Genomic DNA, 20,909 nt, shown 5'->3' with positions numbered 1-20,909 from the left:
ATTTATTATGAATATGTAAAATATTATGGTCTTTTATTACTTTATTGCTTCGTAATCCGGTCCCGCACCCATGGCCCCAGTTCGGTGGCTGTCAACGGGCGGGAGAAAAGGTGCCCCTGCATCACATCGCAATGCAGGCGTTCAAGCAGGGTCTTCTGGCTTTCGGTTTCGACACCGCCGCCTGCCACCGTCATGCCCAGCATGCCGCCCATGCCGATCACTGCCGTGGTCATGGCCTGCGCATTGGCGTCGTGTTCAAGGTTGGCGATGAAGCTGTGGTCGATCCTGATCTCGCTCAGCGGCAGGCGGGCAAGGCGCGACAGGCTGGAAGACCCCGTGCCGAAATCATCCATGGACAGCCCGACGCCCAGTGCGCGGATGGCATGCAGCACCGCCATCGTATCCGCATCGTCATCCATCATGACCTGTTCGGTCAGTCCCACCGTCAGGCGCTGTGGCGCAAGCTGGCAGGTTTCCAGCATGCTGGCGATCATTTCCGGCAGATGGCGCTTGCGCAGCAGCCCGGCAGACAGGTTGACCGCCACGGTGGGCACATGGATGGCGTCACGGTCCCATGCGCTGATCTGGCGGCATGCGGCCTCCAGCGCCCAGGTGCCGATGGTGTCGATCTGGCCGGTGTCTTCCGCCACGGCAATGAAGCGGGCGGGAAAGATGTTGCCCAGATGCGGATGGTGCCACCGTGGCAGTGCCTCCACGCCATACAGGTGCCCGGACCGCGTCCTGACCTGTGGCTGGTAATGCAGGTGCAGCAGGCCGCGCTGCAGGGTTTCGCGCATCGCCCTGCCCGGAAGCAGCCGTTCGCGCGCCGCATCATGCCGCGCCGGTGTCGCGATACGGTATGTGCCCGGTGCGTCCTTCTTGGCCTGCCGCATGGCGGTTTCCGCCAGCCCGATCAGGGATTCACTGTCCGGCCCCGTATGGGGAAACATGCTGATGCCTGCACTGACGGACGGCACGATGTAATTGCCCCTGATCTCAACCGGCTGCGTCAGTCCCTTCAGCAGGGTCGTGACGAATGCGACCGCGGTATCGGGCTGCGTGTCGGGCAGTATGATGATGAATTCATCGGCGCTGGACCGGCTGGGGACATAACTGTCGGGGCTGAGCGTGCGCATGCGGGTGGCCAGCGCCCGCAGCAGCAGGTCGCCATTGCCATGCCCCAATGCTTCATTGATGTCGCGGAACCGGTCGACATTCAACAGCAGCACGGCAAAATGGTTGTCCCCCGGCTGCCCGACCAGTCTGGCAAGGACATCATGCGCGGCCGAACGGTTGAGGAAGCCGGTCAGCGGATCGTAACTGGCCAGTTGCGCAATATGCTGACGGGTTTCGTACTGTTCGATCACCGCGCCGCAGAACGGCACGCACCCGCTGACAATCGTGTCCGGCCCGTCTGGCTTTTGATCGGGGTTGCGTGAAAACAGGCCGAAAATACCCGTCACCGCCCCATCTGGCGACACGATGGCCGAAGCACGGCAGTGGTGCAGCCCCAGAGAACGGCCCAGCGAGGAATAGCTTTTCCATACCAGCGTCCCCGCATGGGCCGGGTTGCGGGCAAGGGCTGCGATATCGGCATCCGACAGGGTGATGTTTTCCACCGCCGCGGCATAGCGCCGGGGGAAACCGGCACCCGACAGGACGCGCAGGCGGCGGTCCTTTTCCACCAGTATCAGCACGGCAACGGTATCGGGAACGAATGTTTCCGTTTCGCGGCAGATCAGGTCGCCAATGTCCCGCACGCTCATGTCGGTCGAAAGGGCACGGAAGACTGTATTCTGCAGGGCCTGCAGGTTTCTGCGGTGGCTTTCCTCGGGCATGCCCTTGATGGTGGCCAGGTAGTATTTGCGCAGGTCAGGCTGCAGCGTGATCATGGACAGGGCCAGTTCACCCGCCACGTATTCCCCTGCCCGGTTTTCAAACCGGATCTCACGCGATGTGCCGATAATGGTATTGATGCCGGTGCTGCGGTTTCGTTCGACAAAGGCATCGTGTTCATCACGCATGCCGGCGGGCAGCAGCATGTTCACGTTATAGCCGATCACCTCGGACTGGGTATATCCCCACAGCTTTTCGGCCGCTGCATTGAAAAAGACGATCCGGTTACGTTCATCAATCACCACAACGCCATCCGTGGCGCCATGCAGGACCTGCAGCGCATTTGTTCCGGACAGGGAATGATATGGTTTTGAAAAAAGGGATGCGTTCTGTTTCATGTTCGTGACTGTCTGCTAACGATACCGGAATAGTCTTATTTTCTGACAGTAAAGCAGATTTCGTTTGTATCCCCCGCCATGTAATGACGGACGTAAAGGCTGCCGCAACCATCGTCTGTGGCAATGGACTGGCTGTTTTCTTCAGACAGGCCACAGACATTGCCCCGCAGCCTGACCACCGCCCATGTATTGCAGTCCAGTTTGGTCTGTGCGCCACTCAGCAGGCCGATCAGGGTAATATCCGTATCGACATCGTGCGTGACGGTCAGGCGGGCGACACCCCTGAAGGTAATGGATACGGTGGTGTCGCCGATTTCGTCATTCGGGGTGACATCAATCAGCAGCAGGCCGGAATCATCTGATTTGGGGCCAAGGATCAGCCTGCCCCCGCCCGTCGCCGCCGTGACGCGCACCCAAAGGATATGGAGCGCGCCCGTGCTGTCGAATTCCATCGTGCCGCCGCGCAAAACATAGTCACGCTGGCAGGTGCGGGCAATATCGGCCAGCGATTTCCGCAGCCATGTGCCCGCCCCGACCACCTGCCGTTCCGAAGCATTGGCATAACTGCCGAACATGGATGCATCCTGTGCAACTTTCATCAGGGTATGGCGCAGGACAAACAGACCACCACGAATTTCCTGATCCAATTCAGTATCGGGCAGGTCGGGAACTCTGTCTGTTCGGCGCCTCATGAGGTCTGATATCCCGTTTCGCAGAAGTTTAAGATTTTCGAGAAGTGGTATTCTAAATACTATTTACCATCCGTTAACGCAACATATTTTGTCATACATATATAAATGCGTTTTTAATTGAATATTGGGAATATATTCCTTAGTGTTCCATCGTTCTGTACGAGAAAAAGCGAACTTATGTGGAACTATTATGATAACGGCTGTTCACATTGGCCGTTTTTGATTACCATAGCTGATTGAAATTCAATTCTGATTTGATGATAGAATGCTGATCGGTTATGCGCGTGTAAGTACGGATGAATGCACCCTTGACGTTCAAGTGTGGCATTTGCATGACGCAGGCTGTGAAACGGTTTATGAAGATTCCCTGCTGGAAGATGAAAAGAAGCGGCCCGCGCTGCATCGCCTTCTGCAGGATGTCACGAAGGGCGATATCGTCATCGTGTACCGGCTCGACCGGCTTGCGCGATCGACGCAGCACCTGCTGGAAATTGCGGAATCCCTGCGGCGCAGGGATGTCGGGCTACGCTCCATCTGTGAACCGTGGATGGATACGACATCGTCCGAAGGCCGCATTGTCATGACGGTATTTGCGGGCATAGCCGATTTTGAACGCGCCCTGATCCGTGAACGCACGGCGATGGGCCGCCTGAACGCCCGTCAGCGTGGCATTCATATGGGGCGTCCGGCCAAACTCGACCCGGCGGAAAGTGCCGCTATATATAGAATGGTCACGCAGGAGGGCCTGCCGGTTGCGGAAGTGGCGGATCGGTTCAATGTGCACAAGGCCACCATCTACCGCGTAATTTCCAAATACCGCAGCAGGGAAAGCTGAATTCCATGTCCATATTTTATGGGCTGGATCAATGTCCGGTCCGCCTCATTAAGGTATGGCATCCTGCCTGTCTTGGTGGGGACCGTCTGAAAACAGAATACTGATAAATAAAATTTGCCAGATGCCGCCTTTTTAAAGACTGTTTGAAAAGTCAGATCATGACAGGCACCTGAAAGCTGAAGGAAGTTTTTGGTGAAGCTTTTTCCAAAAAACTTCGGAAGAACGCCGCCTTTTTGAAAAAAGACGGCACCCGGAATTTTTTTAGTAACATATTGTTTTCAAACAGTCTCTTATCAAAAGGCGACCTTTTCCAACACGCCCTCAGGGAATGTACCGCCCGGCCCGCAGGCGTTCGAACAGGTCAAAGAAGGAATCAGGCGTGTACTGATACCCGGTAAAGCCCAGCCTGCGGCTCAGGCTCATATCGGTCACGCATTCAACGGGACGGCCAAGGTCGGCATCGGTATGCCATGCCGATGCAAGCCGGCCCAGCACGGCGTCCCGCAGGCCATGGCGCTGCGCGATATCGGCCCATTGCGGTCCCTTGTCCGCCAGCATGTGTTCCAGTGATGTGGCGTGGCCGGGATACGGGGCGGGATCAATACCGAACCATGCCGCCAGTTCCCCCCACAGCCATTTCCAGCGGAACACGTCGCCATTGACGACATTGAACGCCCGGTTGCGCCCGGCCGGGCTGGTGGCGGCCCACAGGATCTGGCTGGCCAGCTGGCGGGCGTCGGTCACGTCCGTCAGGCCCTCCCATTGTACGGGCGAGCCGGGAAAGACGAAGGGCAGCCCCGTCTCGCGGCACAGCGTGGCATAGGCCGCCAGCGTCGTGCCCATGTTCATGAGGTTGCCGATCGCATACCCGATAACCGTATGCGGGCGGTGCACCGTCCATGCAATGCCCAGCCGCTCGGCGGCCTCGAACAGGACATCTTCCTGGCTGTAATAGAAATTTTCCGCTGGCAGACGTGGCATGGTCTCGCGAAACGGTGTCTGTGGCGGGTTGCCCCGTGCATAGGCTTCGAACGGGCCAAGGTAATGTTTCAGCCCGGTCACCAGACTGGCATGTACCAGCGCGTGCGGACGTGGCAGGGCAGCGAACACGTTGCGGACCATCGCGCTGTTGACGATGCAGTTTTCGCGTTCGCTTTCGCGGCGGGTCCATGTGGTGAAAAACACATGCGTCGGCACGATACCGGCCAGCGCCGTGCGCAGGCTGTCCGGGTCCAGCGCGTCGGCCGCGACGGGCATGATGGTGCCGGGCAGGTTTTCCGTCCGCCGCGCCAGGCCGTAAACACTCCAGCCCTCCGCGACCAGACGGTTGGCAAGGTTCTGGCCGACAATACCGGTCGCACCGATGACAAGCGCCCTGTGGGACATTGTGATCCTCCATGGATGGGTGTGGGCTTCACACGCTGTTGGCAAACGCCATAAAAGGCAATCCGGCACCTTTTCGTGCCCTGGTCACCTGAACGTTCCCATAAGGCCGCCCATGGATATCGCCCCCCTGCCCGACGCCTACCGCCACGCACCCTTTGCGCAGGACTGTGCGCCGCGCCGCCTGCTGCGCCTGTTTTCAGGCAAATGGACCACCATGATCATGCATACGCTGCACCTGATGGATGGCGTATCGCGCCCGGGGCAGTTGCAACGCGCCCTGCCCGGCCTGTCGAAGAAGATGATGACCCAGACCCTGCGCGACCTTGAACGCATGGGGCTGGTGGAACGCGCGATCATGCAGGTCATGCCACCGGTGGTCGAATACCGGCTGACGGAACTGGGTCGGCAGTTTGTCGAACCGCTGGAGATGCTCTACCGCTGGGGCGCGCAGCATGCGGACCTGCTGGATCAGGTGGACCGCAACATGGCCACGGCACAGGCGCGCGACGCGCCCTGATACGGTTTCACGCCGCCAGCATGCCGTGGGGGTCAAGCACGAATTTCTTTGCCGCCCCCCGATCAAAATCACGATATCCCTGCGGCGCGTCCTCCAGCGGGATGACAGTTGCGTTGACAATGTCGGCAATGGGCAGCCGCCCGTGCAGGATGGCGTTCATAAGACGCGCATTGTAGCGCAGCACCGGCGTCTGGCCGGTGTGGAATTCAAGGCTCTTGGCCCATCCCTGCCCGAAGCGCAGGATCAGGTTGCCCGTCCTGGCCGCTTCATCCGCCCCGCCGGGGTCTTCGGTTACATACAGCCCCGGAATCCCGACCGACCCGGCGGGCCGGGTCACCTCCATGGCCTGGTTCAGCACGATGGCGGGTCTGGCGTTGCCGCCATATCCCTTCGCCTCGAAGCCAACCGCGTCGATGAAGCTGTCCACCTCCGGCGTGCCTGCAATCTGGGCCACCATGTCCCCCAGCCGGTCATGCTGGCGCAAATCAACGGGTTCGAACCCCACCTTGCGGGCGTGGGCCAGGCGTTCTTCATTCAGGTCGCCCACCATCACCACCGCAGCCCCCAGGATGCGCGCGGATGCCGCCGCCGCCATGCCCACCGGCCCGGCCCCCGCAACATAGACCACCGACCCCACGCCCACCCGCGCCGTCACGGCCCCGTGGAAGCCGGTGGGCAGGATATCGGTCAGCATGGTCAGGTCGCGGATACGCTCCATCGCCATGGATCTGTCGGCAAAGCGCAGCAGGTTGAAATCGGCATAGGGCACCATGACGTATTTCGCCTGCCCCCCGATCCAGCCACCCATGTCAACATACCCGTACGCGCCGCCCGCCCGGCCGGGATTGACCGTCAGGCAGACGCCCGTATCCCCCTCGCGGCAGCACCGGCACCGCCCGCAGGCCACGTTGAAGGGGACCGAGACCAGATCCCCCTTGCGCACCATTTCGACATCGCTGCCGCATTCAATGACCTCGCCGGTAATTTCATGGCCCAGCACCATGCCTTTCGGTGCGGTCGTCCTGCCGCGCACCATGTGCTGGTCCGATCCGCATATGTTGGTTGAAACCACCTTCAGGATGACGCCATGCGTGATACGGCGGCCCGCTGGCGTTTCCATTTTCGGGTCGGCGATATCCTGCACTTCCACATGTTCTGGCCCAAGATAGACCACACCGCGATTTGTGCCCATTGTCCTGTTCCTTGTCCGTGAGATGCGAAGCGGCATGTCGCCATTATTTACGGGCGCGCAAATAATCGCATGTCCCGCCGCCATATATGTCCGGGTTCAGGTAACGCCGGTCCTGCCTGCGGGTTTTGTGTTTTTGCAGGTTCCATATTTATGCATCGGGATAACCCGTTGGCCGCAGCATGACGGTCAGTCATGAATAAAGCAGTTTTTGGTGAAGCTTTTTGCAAAAAGCTTCAGGGAACGCCGCCTTTTTTGGAAAAAGGCGGCGCCCGGAAACTTTTATCTGTTTTTGCTTACTGCCCCATGCCGGGCGACAGCATGGGCCGGGTCAGGTTGTCATCCGGGTCGGGGCCGTGGCTGTGTGGCGCGGGCACGTCGCCCACGGGCGGCGCGTTGTGCAGGCCGGAATACTGTAGCGGGTCAACCCCGAACAGTTTGTTGGGCGCGGGCAGGCTGGCCGCATCCCATCCCCCGCCACACGCACGGATCATGCCGACCTGCGCCTGCAGGTAACGGGTCTGGATTTCGGCCTGCTGTATGCGCGCATCCAGCGTGCTGACCTGTGCGATCAGGACGTCAAGGTAGGTGGCAAGGCCGCCCTTGTACAGGTTCATGGTAATGTCCTGTGTCTGGCTGGCGGCGCCGACTGCGGCGCGCAGGCGGCCGTTTTCCCCATCCAGCCGGTTGGTGCGCGACAGCCCGTCCTCCACATCGCGAAAGGCGTTGAGGATGGTGACACGGTAATGGTCGCGGGTTTCACGGTAGGCGGACCAGCTCTGCTGCAGCTGCGCGCGGCGCAGGCCGCCTTCGAACACCGGCATGGTTACGGTCGCGCCATAGGACCACATGGAGTTGGCAAGGTTGGCCAGGTTGAAGCCGTTATCATCAAACCCCCCGTTCATCTGGAAGGATACATGCGGGTAGAACGCGGCGCGTGCGATGCCGATGGCCCGGTTGGCCTGCGCCATCTGGCGTTCGGCCATGGCAATGTCGGGCCTGCGCTGCAGCAGGTCGGACGGCATGGGGGCACGCAGCCCGAAGCGGGTGGTGTTAAGGTGGGCATCCGCCGCGATATGGAAGGATGACGGGGCGACGTTGACCAGCACGGCCACCGCATGTTCCATCACCTCGCGCTGGGCCTGGATGTCCAGCAGGCGGGCCTGCGTGGTGTACAGCTGGTTCTGCGCGCGCGCCACATCCAGCTGTGACGCCGCCTGATCCACCAGCCGTGTCTGGGTCACGCGCAGGGATTCCTGATAATACCGGATCGACTGGCTATAGATCGCCGCCTGCGCATCCAGCCCGCGCAGGGTGAAATAGTCGCTGGCCAGTTCGGCCTGCAAACTCAGCCTTGCTGCGGCATATTGTGCCGCCTGTTCCTGCGCATAATCCTTCTGCAGGCGCACCCGGTTGCGGATGGAAGACCAGAAATCCGGTTCCCACGATGCCATGCCGCCATAGAATTCATCTGAATCCGTAATCGGTCCCTTGTAGCGGAACAGACGCTCGGCCGAACTTTTGTTGTTGCTGCCGCCAAAGGCCACGCCAAAATGCGGCAGCAGGTCGGCCCGTGCCTCGCTTACGATCGCGCGCGCCTGCAAAAAGCGCTCGCTGGCGGCCTGCAGGTCGCCGTTATGGGCCATGGCGGCGGTTTCCAGATCATCAAGCTGCGGGTCGGCAAAGCTTTCCCACCACTGCGCGGGAATAGTGTCGTCCATGGGATGGGCCACGCCAAACGGGGCCTGCCCCTGCCATGTCGCGGGAATGACGTAACTGGGCGCGTGATAGGCGGGGGCCAGGTCGCACCCCGCCAGTGACAGCAGCGACAGGGTGCACACGCCGCCCATGCCCATGGCGCGGCGGAGGGTACGGGCCATCATTCATCGTCCTTTTCATCGGTGTCGTTGCTGTATCCGGCCACGGGTTGGGTCACGCGCACGTGTTCGCCTTCCAGCAGGTCGGCGGGCGGGTTGTCGATGATCCGGTCATCGGGCGCGATGCCCGACAGCACCTGTGTCGCCCCGTCGCCCATGCGGCCCACGGTTATGGTGTGGAAATGCGCGTGGTCCTGCGCATCCACCACGGCCACCTGCATGCCGTGTTCCTGAAACACCAGCGCGCCGGTGGGTATGGTCAGGTGGGTGGCCTGTTCGGGGGCGCTCAGGGTGACGGCGGCAAAGGTTCCGGGCCACAGGGCGTGGTCGGTATTGTCGATCACGAACTCGCTCACGCTGGTGCGGGTGTCGGGGTCATAGCCGCCCGATACGGTCAGGAACTTCGCCTCAAACCGCCGGTCGGGGAACTGCGGCACCTGCACGCTGGCCTGCAGGCCGGGCTGCAGGATGTAGGACATGTTTTCGGGGATCGAGACGAACAGCCGCATCCGGTGCGTATCCGCCACGCTGAACAGTTCACTGGCCGCACCCGACGCATTCAGGTTGCCGCCGCCTTCATGCACGTAGTCGCCCACGTTGATGTCGCGTTCCGTCACCACGCCGTCAAACGGGGCGACAATGACCTTGAAGCGTTCAAGGGCGGCGTAGCGGTCAAGGTTGTGGCGCGCGGCCTCCAGGTCGGCGGCGGCGGATTTCTCGTTAGCGTCCTGAACCGATACCGACTGGCCCGATACCGCCTGTGACCTGCCCATCAGCCGCCAGCGCTGGGCTGTCACCACCGCAAGGTCGTATTTGGCCTGTGATGACTGCAGGTCGGCCTGCGCCTGCGCAAACTGGGCATCAAGGCCGGGGGTGTTGATTTCCGCCAGCACGTCGCCAGCCGCCACCCGCGCACCGTAATCCTTGTACCACATGCGCACATAGCCCGATGCCTGCGGGTAGATCGGGGCCTGGTACCAGGCCTCGATGGTGCCGGGCAGGTCCAGGCTGACGTGGCGGGCTTCCCGGCGCGGCGCGATGACCATGACATCGGGCACGGAGGCAATGGCGGCCTCCCGCCGCAGGGCGGCTGCATGCTGCACCCGCCCGACCAGCAGGTACCCGCACCACCCCGCGACGACGGCGGCACCGGCCAGCATGATGATTTTTCTGTTGTTCTGGGTGGACATCACTTCATTTCCCCCCGGACACGGGACGGACGGTTGTGCAAAATTGCGTAAACACAGGGCACGAACAAAAGCGTGGAGACAGTGGCCACCAGCAGCCCGCCAATGACGGCGCGGCCCAGCGGCGCGTTCTGGGAATTGCTCATGGCCATGGGCACCATGCCGATCACCATGGCCAGTGCGGTCATCAGCACCGGGCGGATACGGCCGTAGCCTGCCTCCAGCGCCGCGCGCAGCGCATCGCCATGTTCCTCGATCCGTTCACGCGCAAACGACACCACAAGGATGGAATTGGCGGTCGCCGTGCCCATGCACATGATCGCCCCCGTAAGTGCCGGGACCGACAGGCGGGTGTGCGTCAGGAACAGCGCCCATGCGATGCCCGCCAATGCGCCGGGCAATGCGGTAATGATGATGAACGGGTCCAGCCATGACTGGAAATTGACCACGATCAGCAGGTAGATCAGCAGCACCGACACCACCAGCCCGAACACCAGTTCGACATAGGCATGGCGCATGGTTTCGGTCTGTCCGCGCACCACCACGGCGGCGGTGGACGGCACGTTGCCCCGCGTCTGGTCCAGCACGTGCTGCACGCCGGTTGTCACCTGCCCCAGATCCGCGCCCTCGGCGGAGACATAGATGTCGACTTCCGGCATGGAATTGAAGTGCGAGACCTGCCCCGGTGTGCCCGTGGCGCTGACATTGCTGATACCGCCCAGCAGCTGCATGTGCCGCCCCTGCGGGTCGCCATCACCCTTGTCCACCGGAATGGTCATGAGGTTGTTGAAATGCGTCAGCTGGTCCTGTGACACGTACACATTCAGCGGGAATGTGATGCCCGTGGCCGGGTCCAGCCAGTATTGCGGGTCCACCGTCTGGCTGCCCGACAGGGTCATGAGTTCGTTATTGGCCAGGTCGGCTTCCGTCATGCCGGTGGCCTGACCGAAGGTGCGGTTGCCCTGCACGAACAGGGTCGGCGTTTTCATGGTCTGCTGGATTACGACATCAGCCGCGCCGGGCACTGCGCGCAGGCGGTTCACCAGCAGGCGGGCATAGTCGTAATTGTCGCGCAGGTCCGGCCCCGAAATCTGGATGTCGATGGGCGCGGGGGAGCCGAAGTTCAGGATCTTGGCGGTCAGGTCCGCAGGCTGGAAGGTGAACACCGTGCCGGGAAACCGTGCCGACAGGTCGTGGCGCAGGATGGTGCGGTCATCCCATACCGGCGTTTCCTCATCCTTCAGCGCAATGGTGATATCACAATCCTGCGTGCCGATGGTCGGCGTGGGAATGAAGGCCTGGTTATGGGCACCTTCGGGCAGGCCGCAGTTTTCGATCATGCTGTCCACCCTGCCGGGGAACAGCTGGTTGATCCGGTCTTCCACCAGCGATGCCTCGCGCCCTGCCACCTCGATCCGGGTGCCGAGCGGCGCGCGCATGTGCATCTGGATCGTGCCCGATTTGGTTTCAGGGAAGAAATCCCGCCCCGCGATCAGGTACAGCCCCAGCGAACAGACCGAGACCCCAAGGAACACACCCACAAACCGCCTGCGCCCCGCAATCGCGCGTTCCAGCACGCCTGCATAGTTTTCGCGGAAGGTGTTGAACCCGCGTTCAAACGCCTGCTGGAAGCGTTCGGGCAGCCGTTTGGGGTATTGCAGGTTATGCACCTGCGGTTCGCAATGGTGGGAATCCCCGTGTCCCGCAACACTGTGACCGGCCAGCAGGTATTTGGCCATGGTCGGCACCAGCGTGCGCGACAGGATGAAGGACGCGATCATGGCGAAGATGATGGCTTCGGCCATGGGCATGAACAGCCAGCCCGCGACCCCGCTCAGGCCAAACAGCGGCAGCCAGACAATGCAGATGCAGGTGGTGGCGACAAAGGTGGGAATGACAATCTGGTTGGCCGCGTCAATGATTGCGGGTTCCAGCGCCTTGCCCATTTCCAGATGCGCGTCGATGTTCTCGATCATCACCGTGGCGTCATCCACCAGGATGCCCACCGCCAGCGCAAGCCCGCCCAGCGTCATGACATTGATGGTCTGCCCCGCCCAGTGCAGGCCGATGATGGCGCACAGGATGGCCAGCGGGATGGATGTCGCGATGATGACCGTAGGTCGCCACGACCCCAGGAACAGAAGCACCACCATGCCGGTCAGGGCGGCGGCCGTCAGCATTTCGCGCACGACGTCGAAAATGGAATCCTTCACGAATATCGAGGCATCGCCCAGTATGCTGACCTTCACATCTGGTGGCAGCAGTTTCTGGATACGTGGCAGCAGCGCCTTGGCCCCCGCCACGACATCCAACGTCGAGGCATCGCCGCTTTTCATCACGACGATTTCCACCCCCTGCTGGCCCTTCACCAGCACAAGGTTGGTCTGCGGGTGGCCGCCGCGATAGACCTCGGCCACGTCATGGACATAGATCACGGCGTTGCCCACGCGCTTGACCGGGATATCGCCCAGTTCCTTCATGGATCGGGGCGTCGCGTTGGTCTGCACCATCCAGTCCGTGGCCGAGATTTTCTGGTCCCCCGCCGGCAGCACGATATTCTGCCCGCGCAGGGCGTTCTGCACGTCCATGGCCGACAGGTGGTGCGCCTGAAGCTGCTGCTGGTTCAGCGCGACCATGACAAAGCTGTCCATCCCGCCATAGGCCTGCGGCACCACCGCACCCGGCACGGTGACCAGCAGCGGGCGCACGCGGATCATCGCCAGCTTGAACAGGTCGGATGGTGTCTGTTTGTCAGACGTGACCTGCAGCGTGAGTACCGGCACGGATGATGCATCAAGGCTCATCACCATGGGCGACGGGATGTTTTCGGGCAGCTGTTTTATGACCGTCTGCGATATGGCGGTGACTTCCGCTTCCGCCTTGCCGATATCGGTGCCGGGCTGGAAGTATATGTTGACGATACCGCGTCCGTAATACGAACTGCTTTCCATATGTTCGATGCCCTCGACGGTCGAGGTCACCATCAGTTCGTAATTGTAGATGATACGGCCGGCGAATTCCTCTGGCAGCATGCCGCCATAGGTCCAGACAACGGATACGACCGGTATCCTGATATTGGGGAACACGTCTGTCGGCGTGCGCAATACCGACATGATGCCAAAGACCACGATAAGGATCGACAGCACCACAAAGGTATAGGGCCGACGCAGTGCGGTCACTACGATGGCATTCATGGGATGGATAATTCCCTGTAGCACGAAGAACCGCGCAGCACCGTGGGCACGCGCCACAGTACTGGCATGCGGTCTTTACTGTATGGATGGATTGGCCGCGCCCCGCGCGGTGGCGGACAGGCCCCTAGGGTTTACGGGTCATGGTGGTGGACATGGGACGATGCTCCGTCATGATCGGTAACGGGCGGGCCGGCATGGGGTCATGCGGCATCTGCCTGAATCGACAGATACAGGTTTTTTTTACAAAGTATGAACAGATAAGATTTAAAATAATCTTCATTACCGGAAATGTTCGTAATTATTTCCGATAATTTATGAAGTATAATTTATTGATTTTGTAATTTCATAAATAAAAAATCCGGCATCGGGGAACTATCGCCCGATACGGATGGGTTCCTGCCCTGCGGGGATTTTAAAATAAAAATTATCCGGTTCATGCCTGTGTCATGTAACGGTGCGCACAGGAAAGAAAACTTCCTGAAACCCATCAAGAATTTTTTGGTGAAGCTTCCTGAAAAAAAGCGGCACCCAAAAACTTTTATATCTATTTATCAATGCAGTGTTCCAGATGCCCTCCTGCTGGTTCGTCCGCTTTGTGCAACCCGTCCGGTCCACGCCGCGTTTACCATTTCCCCTTCCAACAGGTGACCCATGCCGCCTGCCCGCTCCCCTGTCGTGGCGATCCCGGTACGTAACGAGGCACAGCGGATCGGCCCCTGCCTGCGCGCCCTTGCCGCACAGCACGGGGCCTGCCTGTCCCATGTTGTCCTGCTGCTCAACAACTGCACGGATGACACGTGCGGCGTGGTGCGTGCGCTGGCCCCGTCCCTGCCCTTTGGCGTGGTGGTGGCGCCGCGGACCTATCCCCCGCCCATCGCCCATGCGGGTACGGCCCGGCGGGCGGCCATGCAGGTTGCCGCGGCCCTTGCGGGGCCGGATGGCATCGTGCTGACAACCGATGCCGATGGCCGTGTTGCGCCCGACTGGCTGGTCCATACCCTGGCCGCCCTTGACGCGGGGGCCGAGGTGGTCTGTGGCCGCGCCCTGATCGACCCGGAGGAAGCGCGGCTGATCCCCGCCCACCTGCATGAAGATGACCGCATGGAAACCGCCTATGCCACGCTGCTGGACCGTATCCATGACCTGGTTGATCCCGACCCGTATGATCCGTGGCCGCGCCATACGGAACATTCCGGCGCCAGCATTGCGGTAACGGTGGCCGCCTGGCGGCGCGCGGGTGGCGTTCCCGCCGTGCCGTTGGGCGAGGACCGGGGTTTCGTGCGCGCCCTGCGGCACGTGGATGCCGCCATCCGCCACGCGCCGGATGTCACGGTGTGGGTGTCGGGCCGTACGGCGGGGCGGGCCTGTGGTGGCATGGCGGACACCATGGCGCGGCGCATGGTGCGGCAGGATGAAATGCTGGATGACAGCCTTGAACCGCCACGGGCCTGCCTGCGCCGCGCGCAGGCGCGCGCGACGTTGCGCCGGCTGCGCGCCCTGCTGGCCGCCACCGGCCCGTGGCATGACGCGGTTGCGGATCTGGCCGCCCTGCTGCGCCTGCCCGCGGGCTGTGTGGCCCATATGTCGCGTGCCCGGTTTGACGGCATGGCATGGGACCGGCTGGCGGCATTGAGTCCGGTATTGCGGCGCGTGCCCATCCGCCGTGCCGACCTGCCCATGCATATGGATGCGGCACGGCGGATCGTGAACAGTCTGCTGGTGGCACGGGCCATGCCCCACGTCTTGCCTGTCCCGGCAGCGGAATCCACGGTGCGCTGAACGGGGCATATCGCGAGATAGAGCGGATAACGGTTTTCGGGTGCCGGCTTTTTTTCCGAAAGGCGGCGTTCTTCAAAGCTGTTTGGAAAAAGCTTCACCAAAAACTTCGATCGGATCAGACGGCTGTTTCAGGGATGGATGGCTCCGCCGCCGACATCTGCGGCCCGTTGAGCACGTCGATGCGGTACTGCGCGTACCGCCGGGCGCGGGTCACGTGCAGGCCGGCGGCGCGGCAGGTATTTATGAACAGGCGGGCGGCTTCGTTGCCCGTGCATGGCGTATCGGTCGGACCGGTCCAGTTGGCCAGCACGACCGGCGCGCCCGCCTGCCGCACGCGCAGGCAGTGCGCGGCAAGGGTGCGGATATCGCGACGGGACAGGAAATACAGCATTTCCGAAATCACGATCAGGTCGCATGACCGCGCGGGCAACGGCGGGAACGCGCCGGGCAATTGCCCGCGATGAAACGACACCCCCGGCAGCCCGGCACAGCGGTGGCGCGCGCGGTTCAATGCGGCTTCGGCCACGTCCACTGCCAGCACCCGGTCACATTGCCGCGCCAGACGCGCCGTCATCATGCCAATCGAACACCCCAGTTCCAGCGCCTGACTGAAATGCTGTCCTGACAGGACAGCCAGCGTCCGGCGGTACTTGTCATGTTCATAGGTTCGCGTCGCCACGCCCCATGGGTCGGTGCGCTGTCGGTGCAGGCGTTCGAATACGGTCGGGGACCAGCTTGTGGCGTTCATGGATGGATAAAAACCTCAAAATCCGTCACCAGCGCCGCAAGCAGGCTGTCGGGCAGGTGGAAACCATCGGGATCGTCGGTAATCAGGCCGCCGTACTGGCTTTCATGCATGCTGACCGCCCGCGCCTTGGCGGCGCGGTGGGCGGTAATGTCCAGCCGCATGCCGCGCGGTGGCGGGTGGTCCAGTTCGCTCTCGGGTGGCAGCAGCCAGCCCCATACGGGATAGGCCAGAAGCCGCAGCCCACACAGGTCCCGCACGGCCACCCCCATTTTCCACGTCGCTTCATGATCGCAATGCGGGTCCGCCCGCCATGGGGCGAAAACCGTGGTGCAGCCATGACTGATGGCCAGGTGCGCCAGCCGTGCCGCGATGTCGGTAAAGACCGGCCCGTCATGCGGGGCGGCGGCGTCGGGCAGGCCGAGGAAGGCAAGCCGGTCGGGCGCAAGGCCCAGGCACGCCACCGCGTCGCGTGCTTCGTGCTGGCGTTTTGTCCGCAGGCGCGGGGCGGGCCACTGGCGCGAATGCGGGTGCGACGCCGCGCCATCGGTCATGATGACCACAAGCGGCGGCCGCCCGGCCGCACAGCACGCGGCGATCAGCCCGCCACAGCCCAGGCTTTCATCATCCGCGTGCGGGGCCAGGACCAGCGCGGTGCCGGGCGCAATGGCGGCAAGGGGGGCTATGGGCAGGCTACGCAGGGCCGCATGCAGGCGGGCCGTCTTCATGCACGGATGTCCGGCTGGGGCATGTCGCGCGGCGTGAACCATGCGGCGGCCTCGCACAGCGTCTCATCCGGGGCGGGCTGGCGCAGGTAGGTGGCAAGGTCGCGGATGATCCGTTCCACCACGTTATCGCGCACAAAGGCTGACAGCCCCAGCCCGCGTTGGACCAGTTCGATCACCTCCAGCCCCGCGCGTTCCACCGCAAGCCGGGCCAGGTTGACGGTGGCGGAAATGTCGCCTGCCGCGAACCGGTCGGGACTGCTGGCCAGCAGGGCCGCACGGCGGGTCCATAACAGGGCGGTTTCCGCCGCAATCAGCGCCATGCCAATCCGCGCCTGCTGTGCCGGGCTGCCCGCGCGGTCACGGGCCGCAAGCTGGCCGCGCAGCAGGGTGGTCAGCCGTTCGATGCCGCCCAGCGCCACGGCCATGCCGCGCCACGCCCCGGCCGAAAATTCGGGCTGGCGCAGGTAATCCCCCGCCTGCCCCACCAGGGCCGCGGGCAGTACGGTCATGCCGGTCAGGTCGCATTGCCCCGTGCCCGCCCCGCGCATGCCGGCCAGCCCGCCATGGGTATCATGGACGGCGCGCCCTGCCCCCATTGCCACCAGCAGCATGCGCGTGACGTCCTGCCCCGTTCGCGCCGTGACAAGGGCGCGGGTGACATGCCGCGCGCCGGATGCAAAGGCCTTGCCCCCATGCAGCATGATGCCGCGCGCCGTCTGGTCCATGCGCAGCGGTGTCGCGCCATCGGTGACCCACAGGCCATACAGCGCGCTGTCATGCACCTCCGCCGCGACGTGGTCCAGCTGTTCGGGCGTGCCGTACAGCGCGACCAGGCGGATGGCGTTGATGTGGCCTTCCACCACGCGGCCAAGGGCAAGGCTGCCCTGTCCCACCAGCCGCAGCATGTGCAAAAGTCCCGCCGCCCCGTGGGCTTCGGTGCCAAAGCCCGATCCCCCCAGCGTCTGTGGCAGGGCGGCGGTCAGGACGCCCAGGTGACGCAGGCGGTCCAGCCCGCCGGTGGGGAATGCGGCCCGTGCATCGTTGACCGTTGCTTCCTCCTCCAGTTCCGCGCGACAGGCGGTCAGGGCGTCGAAGGGAAAGGTCATGCGGAAATGCCTTTATATTTCAGGAAACTGTCTGGTGATAATCAACTGATGAAAAACAAAAGTTGTTGGGTGCCGCCTTTTTGAAAAAAAGCTTCACCAAAAACGTCCTTCAGTTTTCTGGTGCGGTCCTGGGCCGACTTTTCAAACAGTCTCCTGGCGGAAAGGGAACAGGCCGGACAGAACCCTCGTGCTGCCCGCCTGCAGTCACAAACAGTGCCGGTGGGCTATTGGTTCCCTGCACGGTGTTACAATCGGGTAGGTCCCCGCCCGTGGCCTGCATACCGGTCATGGGCCTGTGCTTTTCATGGCGTGGCGCATGTGCCAGTGTTCTGGCGACAGGGGGCGGGACGCTGTCGTCGTGCCCCAGCCAGACCCAGACGGAAGGCCGTTGCAATGAAGCTGTATTACACGCCGGGCGCGTGCTCGCTTGCCGCGCATATCATCCTGAATGAAACCGGGCTGCCGCACAGCCTCGAACGGGTGGACCTGAAGACCAAACAGACCGCCAGCGGCGACGACTACCTGAAAATCAACCCGCGCGGGGCCGTGCCCGCGCTGGAAATCGAACCGGGCACGGTACTGACGCAGAACGTGGCGGTGCTGACCTATATCGGGCAGCAGTCGGGCAATGTCGCCCTTCACCCCGCCCCTGATACGGTCAAATTCTTCCACCTGCTGGAAGCGATTGGTTTTTGTGAGGACGTACATGGCGCATTCGGCGCGCTGTTCGCCCCCGACCTGCCCGATGTGATGCGCGAACGGCTGCTGGCGAATGTCACGCGCCGCCTGAAGCAGGTCGAGGCGTTGCTGGAGGCCGGTGGCAACGGGCACATGCTGCCCGCGGGCTTCACGCAGGCGGATGCGCTGATGGCCGTGATCCTGAGCTGGGCCGGCCCGCTGGGGATCGATCTTTCGGCCTATCCGCGCGCCTGCGCCCTGCGCGATACGGTGTTTGCCCGTCCCGCGGCACAGCAGGCCCGGCGCGAGGAAGGACTGGACTGAAGCGTACATACGCATGGCCCGGATACCAGCGGTACCCGGGCCACGTGACCGTAAGACGGATGCCCCGGTCAGCCGGGCTGGATTTCGATCCGGCGTTCGGTCGGTTTGGCCGGTTCGCGGCGCGGCAGGGTCACCTGCAGCACCCCATCCCGGATGCGGGCGCTGATCCTGTCCTCATCCACGCCTTCGGGCAGGCTGAAATGCTCGGAAAACGCGCCGAAGCTGCGGGTGGCGACATGCTGTTTCTGCTCGGCCGTCACGGGGCTTTTCTTCTCGCCCGAGATGCTCAGCACGCCGTTGCTGGCGTTCAGGGTAATGTCTTTTTCCGAACAGCCGGGCACTTCGATATAGATGTGGTAGCCGGTTGCGTCCTCGGTAATGTCCGTGGACCCGATCCGGCCGGAACCGAACGTGTCGGGCGCGCGGTAGTCATCGATCAGTCGCCCCACCTGGCGTTGCAGCACCGCGAACGGGTCGGCCGTGCGCGCCGTGGCCGTACGGACCGGGGTTGCGACAAATGTCGGTCGTGCAATCATGGTCATTGCTCCTCGATACATACCATTGAGCGGTCTGTTTTGGGTCATTTCCGCCCTGCACCCTGAATGCTGCGGGCAATATCCGGCCCCGACCGTGATACAGATCAATCATGCCATGCGGTCCATTCCATGCAGGGCTGTCCTTTACTTTATCGCAACGACATCGGGCGGGATTTATGCCATGCCGCGCCAGAACTGGCGCGATGCAGGGCAGTATTGCAGCAATATATTACCTCCGCCGCTTCTGCATGCCGCCAGAAAGGCTATATCCTGACTGGCCCGTTATAACATGCGGCAACCCGTATCGGGTTCAACCAGAATGGAAAACATACATGTCAGTTGAAAACACGCTTCGTGACGCCATCCAGAAGAAGTCCGTGGTCGGCTTCACCTTCGATGGCAAGAACTACACCGGTTCCCCCCACGCGCTGGGTGAGCGCGATGGCACGCCACATGTCCTGATCTATCGCGGCGAGGACGCCCATGAAAAGCGCGTGCCCCCCACGGGCGAATGGAGCGTGCTGCCGCTGTCCGACATGACCGGCATCCGCCTGCTGTCCGCTGAACCCTTTCACGTCGGCCATCCCGATGCGAAGGTGAAGGCGGAACTGCACAAGGTCAGCGTCAGCGTTGGCTGAACCGGTTGGGTGCCCCGCCCGTTCATGGCGGGGCATCGGATAACAGTTTCTGGCAAGGCCTGTTTCAAGAAGCTTCAGAAGACCGCCGCCTGTTTGAAGCAGTGCTTAATGCGGCACGATCAGGTGCAGCAGGCTGGCCACACCGAAGAACACCGCCGTGCTGACCGACCATATGGCGATGAACCATGCGATCCGCACGCCCACGCGGCGGGGCGCCCTGTCCCCGTTTCCCGCGACAATATCAGTGATAGCCATCGCTCTCGGTCACCTTTCCGCGAAATACGCGATACGAATGGATGGTGTAGGTCAGGATGATGGGAATCATGATTGCCGTGCCGACCAGCTGGAAAAACTGGCTGGAGGGCGGTGATGACACGTCCCACAATGTCAGCCCCGGCGGCACGGCATAGGGCCAGACCGTAATCCCCAGTCCCGACAGGCACAGCCCGAACCAGCCCAGCGCGCAGGCAAACGGCACGCGCGTCTGCCCACGGCGCAGTGAGCGCGCCAGCACAATCCCCAGCACGACCACCAGCACCGGCACCGGGGCCACAAGCGCGATGTTGGGCCAGTCGGTCCAGCGCCGCAGGTAGGGCGCATGCAGCAGCGGCGTCCATGCGCTGACCGCGACAATGCCCATGAACAGCCCGATGGCCAGCCACCCCGCCCACCGGCGGCACGCCGCTTCCAGCCTGCCCGTTGTGCGCCATACCAGCCACGTCGCCCCCAGCAGGGCATAACCGCACATGACCGCCACCCCGCACAGGATGCTGAACGGCGTCAGCCAGTCCAGCGGGCCGCCGGCAAACGCGCCGTCAACAACCCGGACCCCCTGCACCACGCCGCCCAGGATCACCCCCTGGCAGAACGCGGCAATGGCGGAACCGGCCATGAACCCGCCCTCCCACAGCCGTTCACGCGGGGTATCGCGGGTCAGGATACGGAATTCAAACGCCACGCCGCGAAAGATCAGCGCCAGCAGCATCACCACGATCGGCACGTAGAACGCCGGCAGCAACGTGGCATAGGCCCCGGGGAACACGCCGTACAGCACCGCGCCCCCCAGTACCATCCACGTCTCGTTCCCGTCCCATACGGGGGCGATGGTGTTGATCATCACATCGCGGCACCCCCGGTCGCGTTCCAGCGCGAACAGCATGCCGATGCCAAGGTCGAACCCGTCAAGGATGACGTATATCGAAATCGCGGCCACAAGGATCACCGCCCATATGACCGGCAGCCAGTAGGAAACGTCCATCATGTC

The 20,909-nt window shown here is 62.5% G+C and carries 18 protein-coding genes; 5 read left to right on the top strand and 13 right to left on the bottom strand.

Annotated features, from left to right (window positions below):
• Positions 1 to 41: 41 nt before the first annotated feature.
• On the bottom strand, positions 42 to 2,234 hold the full coding sequence (locus tag AC1RQ9_RS08700; protein WP_485986484.1) for an EAL domain-containing protein: 2,193 nt from the start codon (positions 2,232 to 2,234) through the stop codon (positions 42 to 44).
• A gap of 35 nt (positions 2,235 to 2,269) precedes the next feature.
• On the bottom strand, positions 2,270 to 2,926 hold the full coding sequence (locus tag AC1RQ9_RS08695) for a hypothetical protein (RefSeq protein WP_485986482.1): 657 nt from the start codon (positions 2,924 to 2,926) through the stop codon (positions 2,270 to 2,272).
• A 265-nt stretch (positions 2,927 to 3,191) separates the two neighbouring features.
• Between AC1RQ9_RS08695 and AC1RQ9_RS08690 the strand changes: the two genes are divergently transcribed.
• On the top strand, positions 3,192 to 3,761 hold the full coding sequence (locus AC1RQ9_RS08690) for a recombinase family protein (RefSeq protein ID WP_485986481.1): 570 nt from the start codon (positions 3,192 to 3,194) through the stop codon (positions 3,759 to 3,761).
• A 321-nt stretch (positions 3,762 to 4,082) separates the two neighbouring features.
• On the opposite strand, the gene AC1RQ9_RS08685 is transcribed toward AC1RQ9_RS08690, so the two are convergent.
• Positions 4,083 to 5,147, bottom strand: a complete 1,065-nt coding sequence (locus AC1RQ9_RS08685; protein ID WP_485986480.1) for an SDR family oxidoreductase — start codon at positions 5,145 to 5,147, stop codon at positions 4,083 to 4,085.
• Between the two features lie 112 nt (positions 5,148 to 5,259).
• Between AC1RQ9_RS08685 and AC1RQ9_RS08680 the strand changes: the two genes are divergently transcribed.
• A complete protein-coding gene (locus AC1RQ9_RS08680) occupies positions 5,260 to 5,664 on the top strand; it encodes a winged helix-turn-helix transcriptional regulator (protein ID WP_485986479.1) in 405 nt (134 codons plus the stop codon).
• Positions 5,665 to 5,671: 7 nt separating this feature from the next.
• On the opposite strand, the gene fdhA is transcribed toward AC1RQ9_RS08680, so the two are convergent.
• From fdhA to AC1RQ9_RS08660, 4 genes are all read right to left on the bottom strand, one after another.
• On the bottom strand, positions 5,672 to 6,856 hold the full coding sequence (gene fdhA, locus AC1RQ9_RS08675) for a formaldehyde dehydrogenase, glutathione-independent (protein WP_485986478.1): 1,185 nt from the start codon (positions 6,854 to 6,856) through the stop codon (positions 5,672 to 5,674).
• Between the two features lie 293 nt (positions 6,857 to 7,149).
• Positions 7,150 to 8,736, bottom strand: coding sequence for an efflux transporter outer membrane subunit (locus AC1RQ9_RS08670; RefSeq protein ID WP_485986477.1), 1,587 nt, complete (start codon positions 8,734 to 8,736; stop codon positions 7,150 to 7,152).
• Positions 8,733 to 9,920, bottom strand: a complete 1,188-nt coding sequence (locus AC1RQ9_RS08665; RefSeq protein ID WP_485986476.1) for an efflux RND transporter periplasmic adaptor subunit — start codon at positions 9,918 to 9,920, stop codon at positions 8,733 to 8,735. The genes AC1RQ9_RS08670 and AC1RQ9_RS08665 overlap by 4 nt, the downstream gene beginning before the upstream one ends.
• Positions 9,920 to 13,111, bottom strand: coding sequence for an efflux RND transporter permease subunit (locus AC1RQ9_RS08660; RefSeq protein WP_485986475.1), 3,192 nt, complete (start codon positions 13,109 to 13,111; stop codon positions 9,920 to 9,922). The genes AC1RQ9_RS08665 and AC1RQ9_RS08660 overlap by 1 nt, the downstream gene beginning before the upstream one ends.
• 651 nt (positions 13,112 to 13,762) lie before the next feature.
• Here AC1RQ9_RS08660 and AC1RQ9_RS08655 point away from each other — a divergent pair.
• The gene (locus AC1RQ9_RS08655) at positions 13,763 to 14,890 is read left to right on the top strand and encodes a glycosyltransferase family 2 protein (protein ID WP_485986473.1); all 1,128 of its coding nucleotides are present in this window, start codon (positions 13,763 to 13,765) and stop codon (positions 14,888 to 14,890) included.
• Positions 14,891 to 15,005: 115 nt separating this feature from the next.
• On the opposite strand, the gene AC1RQ9_RS08650 is transcribed toward AC1RQ9_RS08655, so the two are convergent.
• Genes AC1RQ9_RS08650 through AC1RQ9_RS08640 form a run of 3 tightly spaced genes read right to left on the bottom strand, consistent with a single transcriptional unit; the run spans position 15,006 to position 17,469 of the window.
• Positions 15,006 to 15,638, bottom strand: coding sequence for a class I SAM-dependent methyltransferase (locus AC1RQ9_RS08650; RefSeq protein WP_485986472.1), 633 nt, complete (start codon positions 15,636 to 15,638; stop codon positions 15,006 to 15,008).
• On the bottom strand, positions 15,635 to 16,363 hold the full coding sequence (locus tag AC1RQ9_RS08645; protein ID WP_485986470.1) for a PIG-L deacetylase family protein: 729 nt from the start codon (positions 16,361 to 16,363) through the stop codon (positions 15,635 to 15,637). Before AC1RQ9_RS08645 ends, AC1RQ9_RS08650 begins: the two co-directional genes overlap by 4 nt.
• On the bottom strand, positions 16,360 to 17,469 hold the full coding sequence (locus tag AC1RQ9_RS08640; protein ID WP_485986468.1) for an acyl-CoA dehydrogenase family protein: 1,110 nt from the start codon (positions 17,467 to 17,469) through the stop codon (positions 16,360 to 16,362). Before AC1RQ9_RS08640 ends, AC1RQ9_RS08645 begins: the two co-directional genes overlap by 4 nt.
• 393 nt (positions 17,470 to 17,862) lie before the next feature.
• On the opposite strand from AC1RQ9_RS08640, the gene AC1RQ9_RS08635 reads away from it, so the two are divergent.
• The gene (locus tag AC1RQ9_RS08635; RefSeq protein WP_485986467.1) at positions 17,863 to 18,471 is read left to right on the top strand and encodes a glutathione S-transferase N-terminal domain-containing protein; all 609 of its coding nucleotides are present in this window, start codon (positions 17,863 to 17,865) and stop codon (positions 18,469 to 18,471) included.
• A gap of 68 nt (positions 18,472 to 18,539) precedes the next feature.
• Here AC1RQ9_RS08635 and AC1RQ9_RS08630 read toward each other — a convergent pair whose 3' ends face one another.
• Positions 18,540 to 19,007, bottom strand: coding sequence for an Hsp20/alpha crystallin family protein (locus tag AC1RQ9_RS08630; RefSeq protein ID WP_227672454.1), 468 nt, complete (start codon positions 19,005 to 19,007; stop codon positions 18,540 to 18,542).
• Between the two features lie 332 nt (positions 19,008 to 19,339).
• On the opposite strand from AC1RQ9_RS08630, the gene AC1RQ9_RS08625 reads away from it, so the two are divergent.
• Complete coding sequence (locus tag AC1RQ9_RS08625; protein WP_193731862.1) at positions 19,340 to 19,645, top strand: hypothetical protein; 306 nt, start codon at positions 19,340 to 19,342, stop codon at positions 19,643 to 19,645.
• Positions 19,646 to 19,750: 105 nt separating this feature from the next.
• Here AC1RQ9_RS08625 and AC1RQ9_RS08620 read toward each other — a convergent pair whose 3' ends face one another.
• Positions 19,751 to 19,900 (bottom strand): DUF2474 domain-containing protein, encoded by a 150-nt coding sequence (locus tag AC1RQ9_RS08620; protein ID WP_485986466.1) that lies wholly within the window; start codon positions 19,898 to 19,900, stop codon positions 19,751 to 19,753.
• Positions 19,887 to 20,906 (bottom strand): cytochrome d ubiquinol oxidase subunit II, encoded by a 1,020-nt coding sequence (cydB, locus tag AC1RQ9_RS08615; protein ID WP_485986465.1) that lies wholly within the window; start codon positions 20,904 to 20,906, stop codon positions 19,887 to 19,889. Before cydB ends, AC1RQ9_RS08620 begins: the two co-directional genes overlap by 14 nt.
• Positions 20,907 to 20,909 lie beyond the last annotated feature (3 nt).

Source organism: Komagataeibacter ossonobensis (assembly GCF_057359305.1).
Note: the sequence above shows the minus strand (reverse complement) of the source record. Positions and strands in the feature narration are given on the sequence as shown.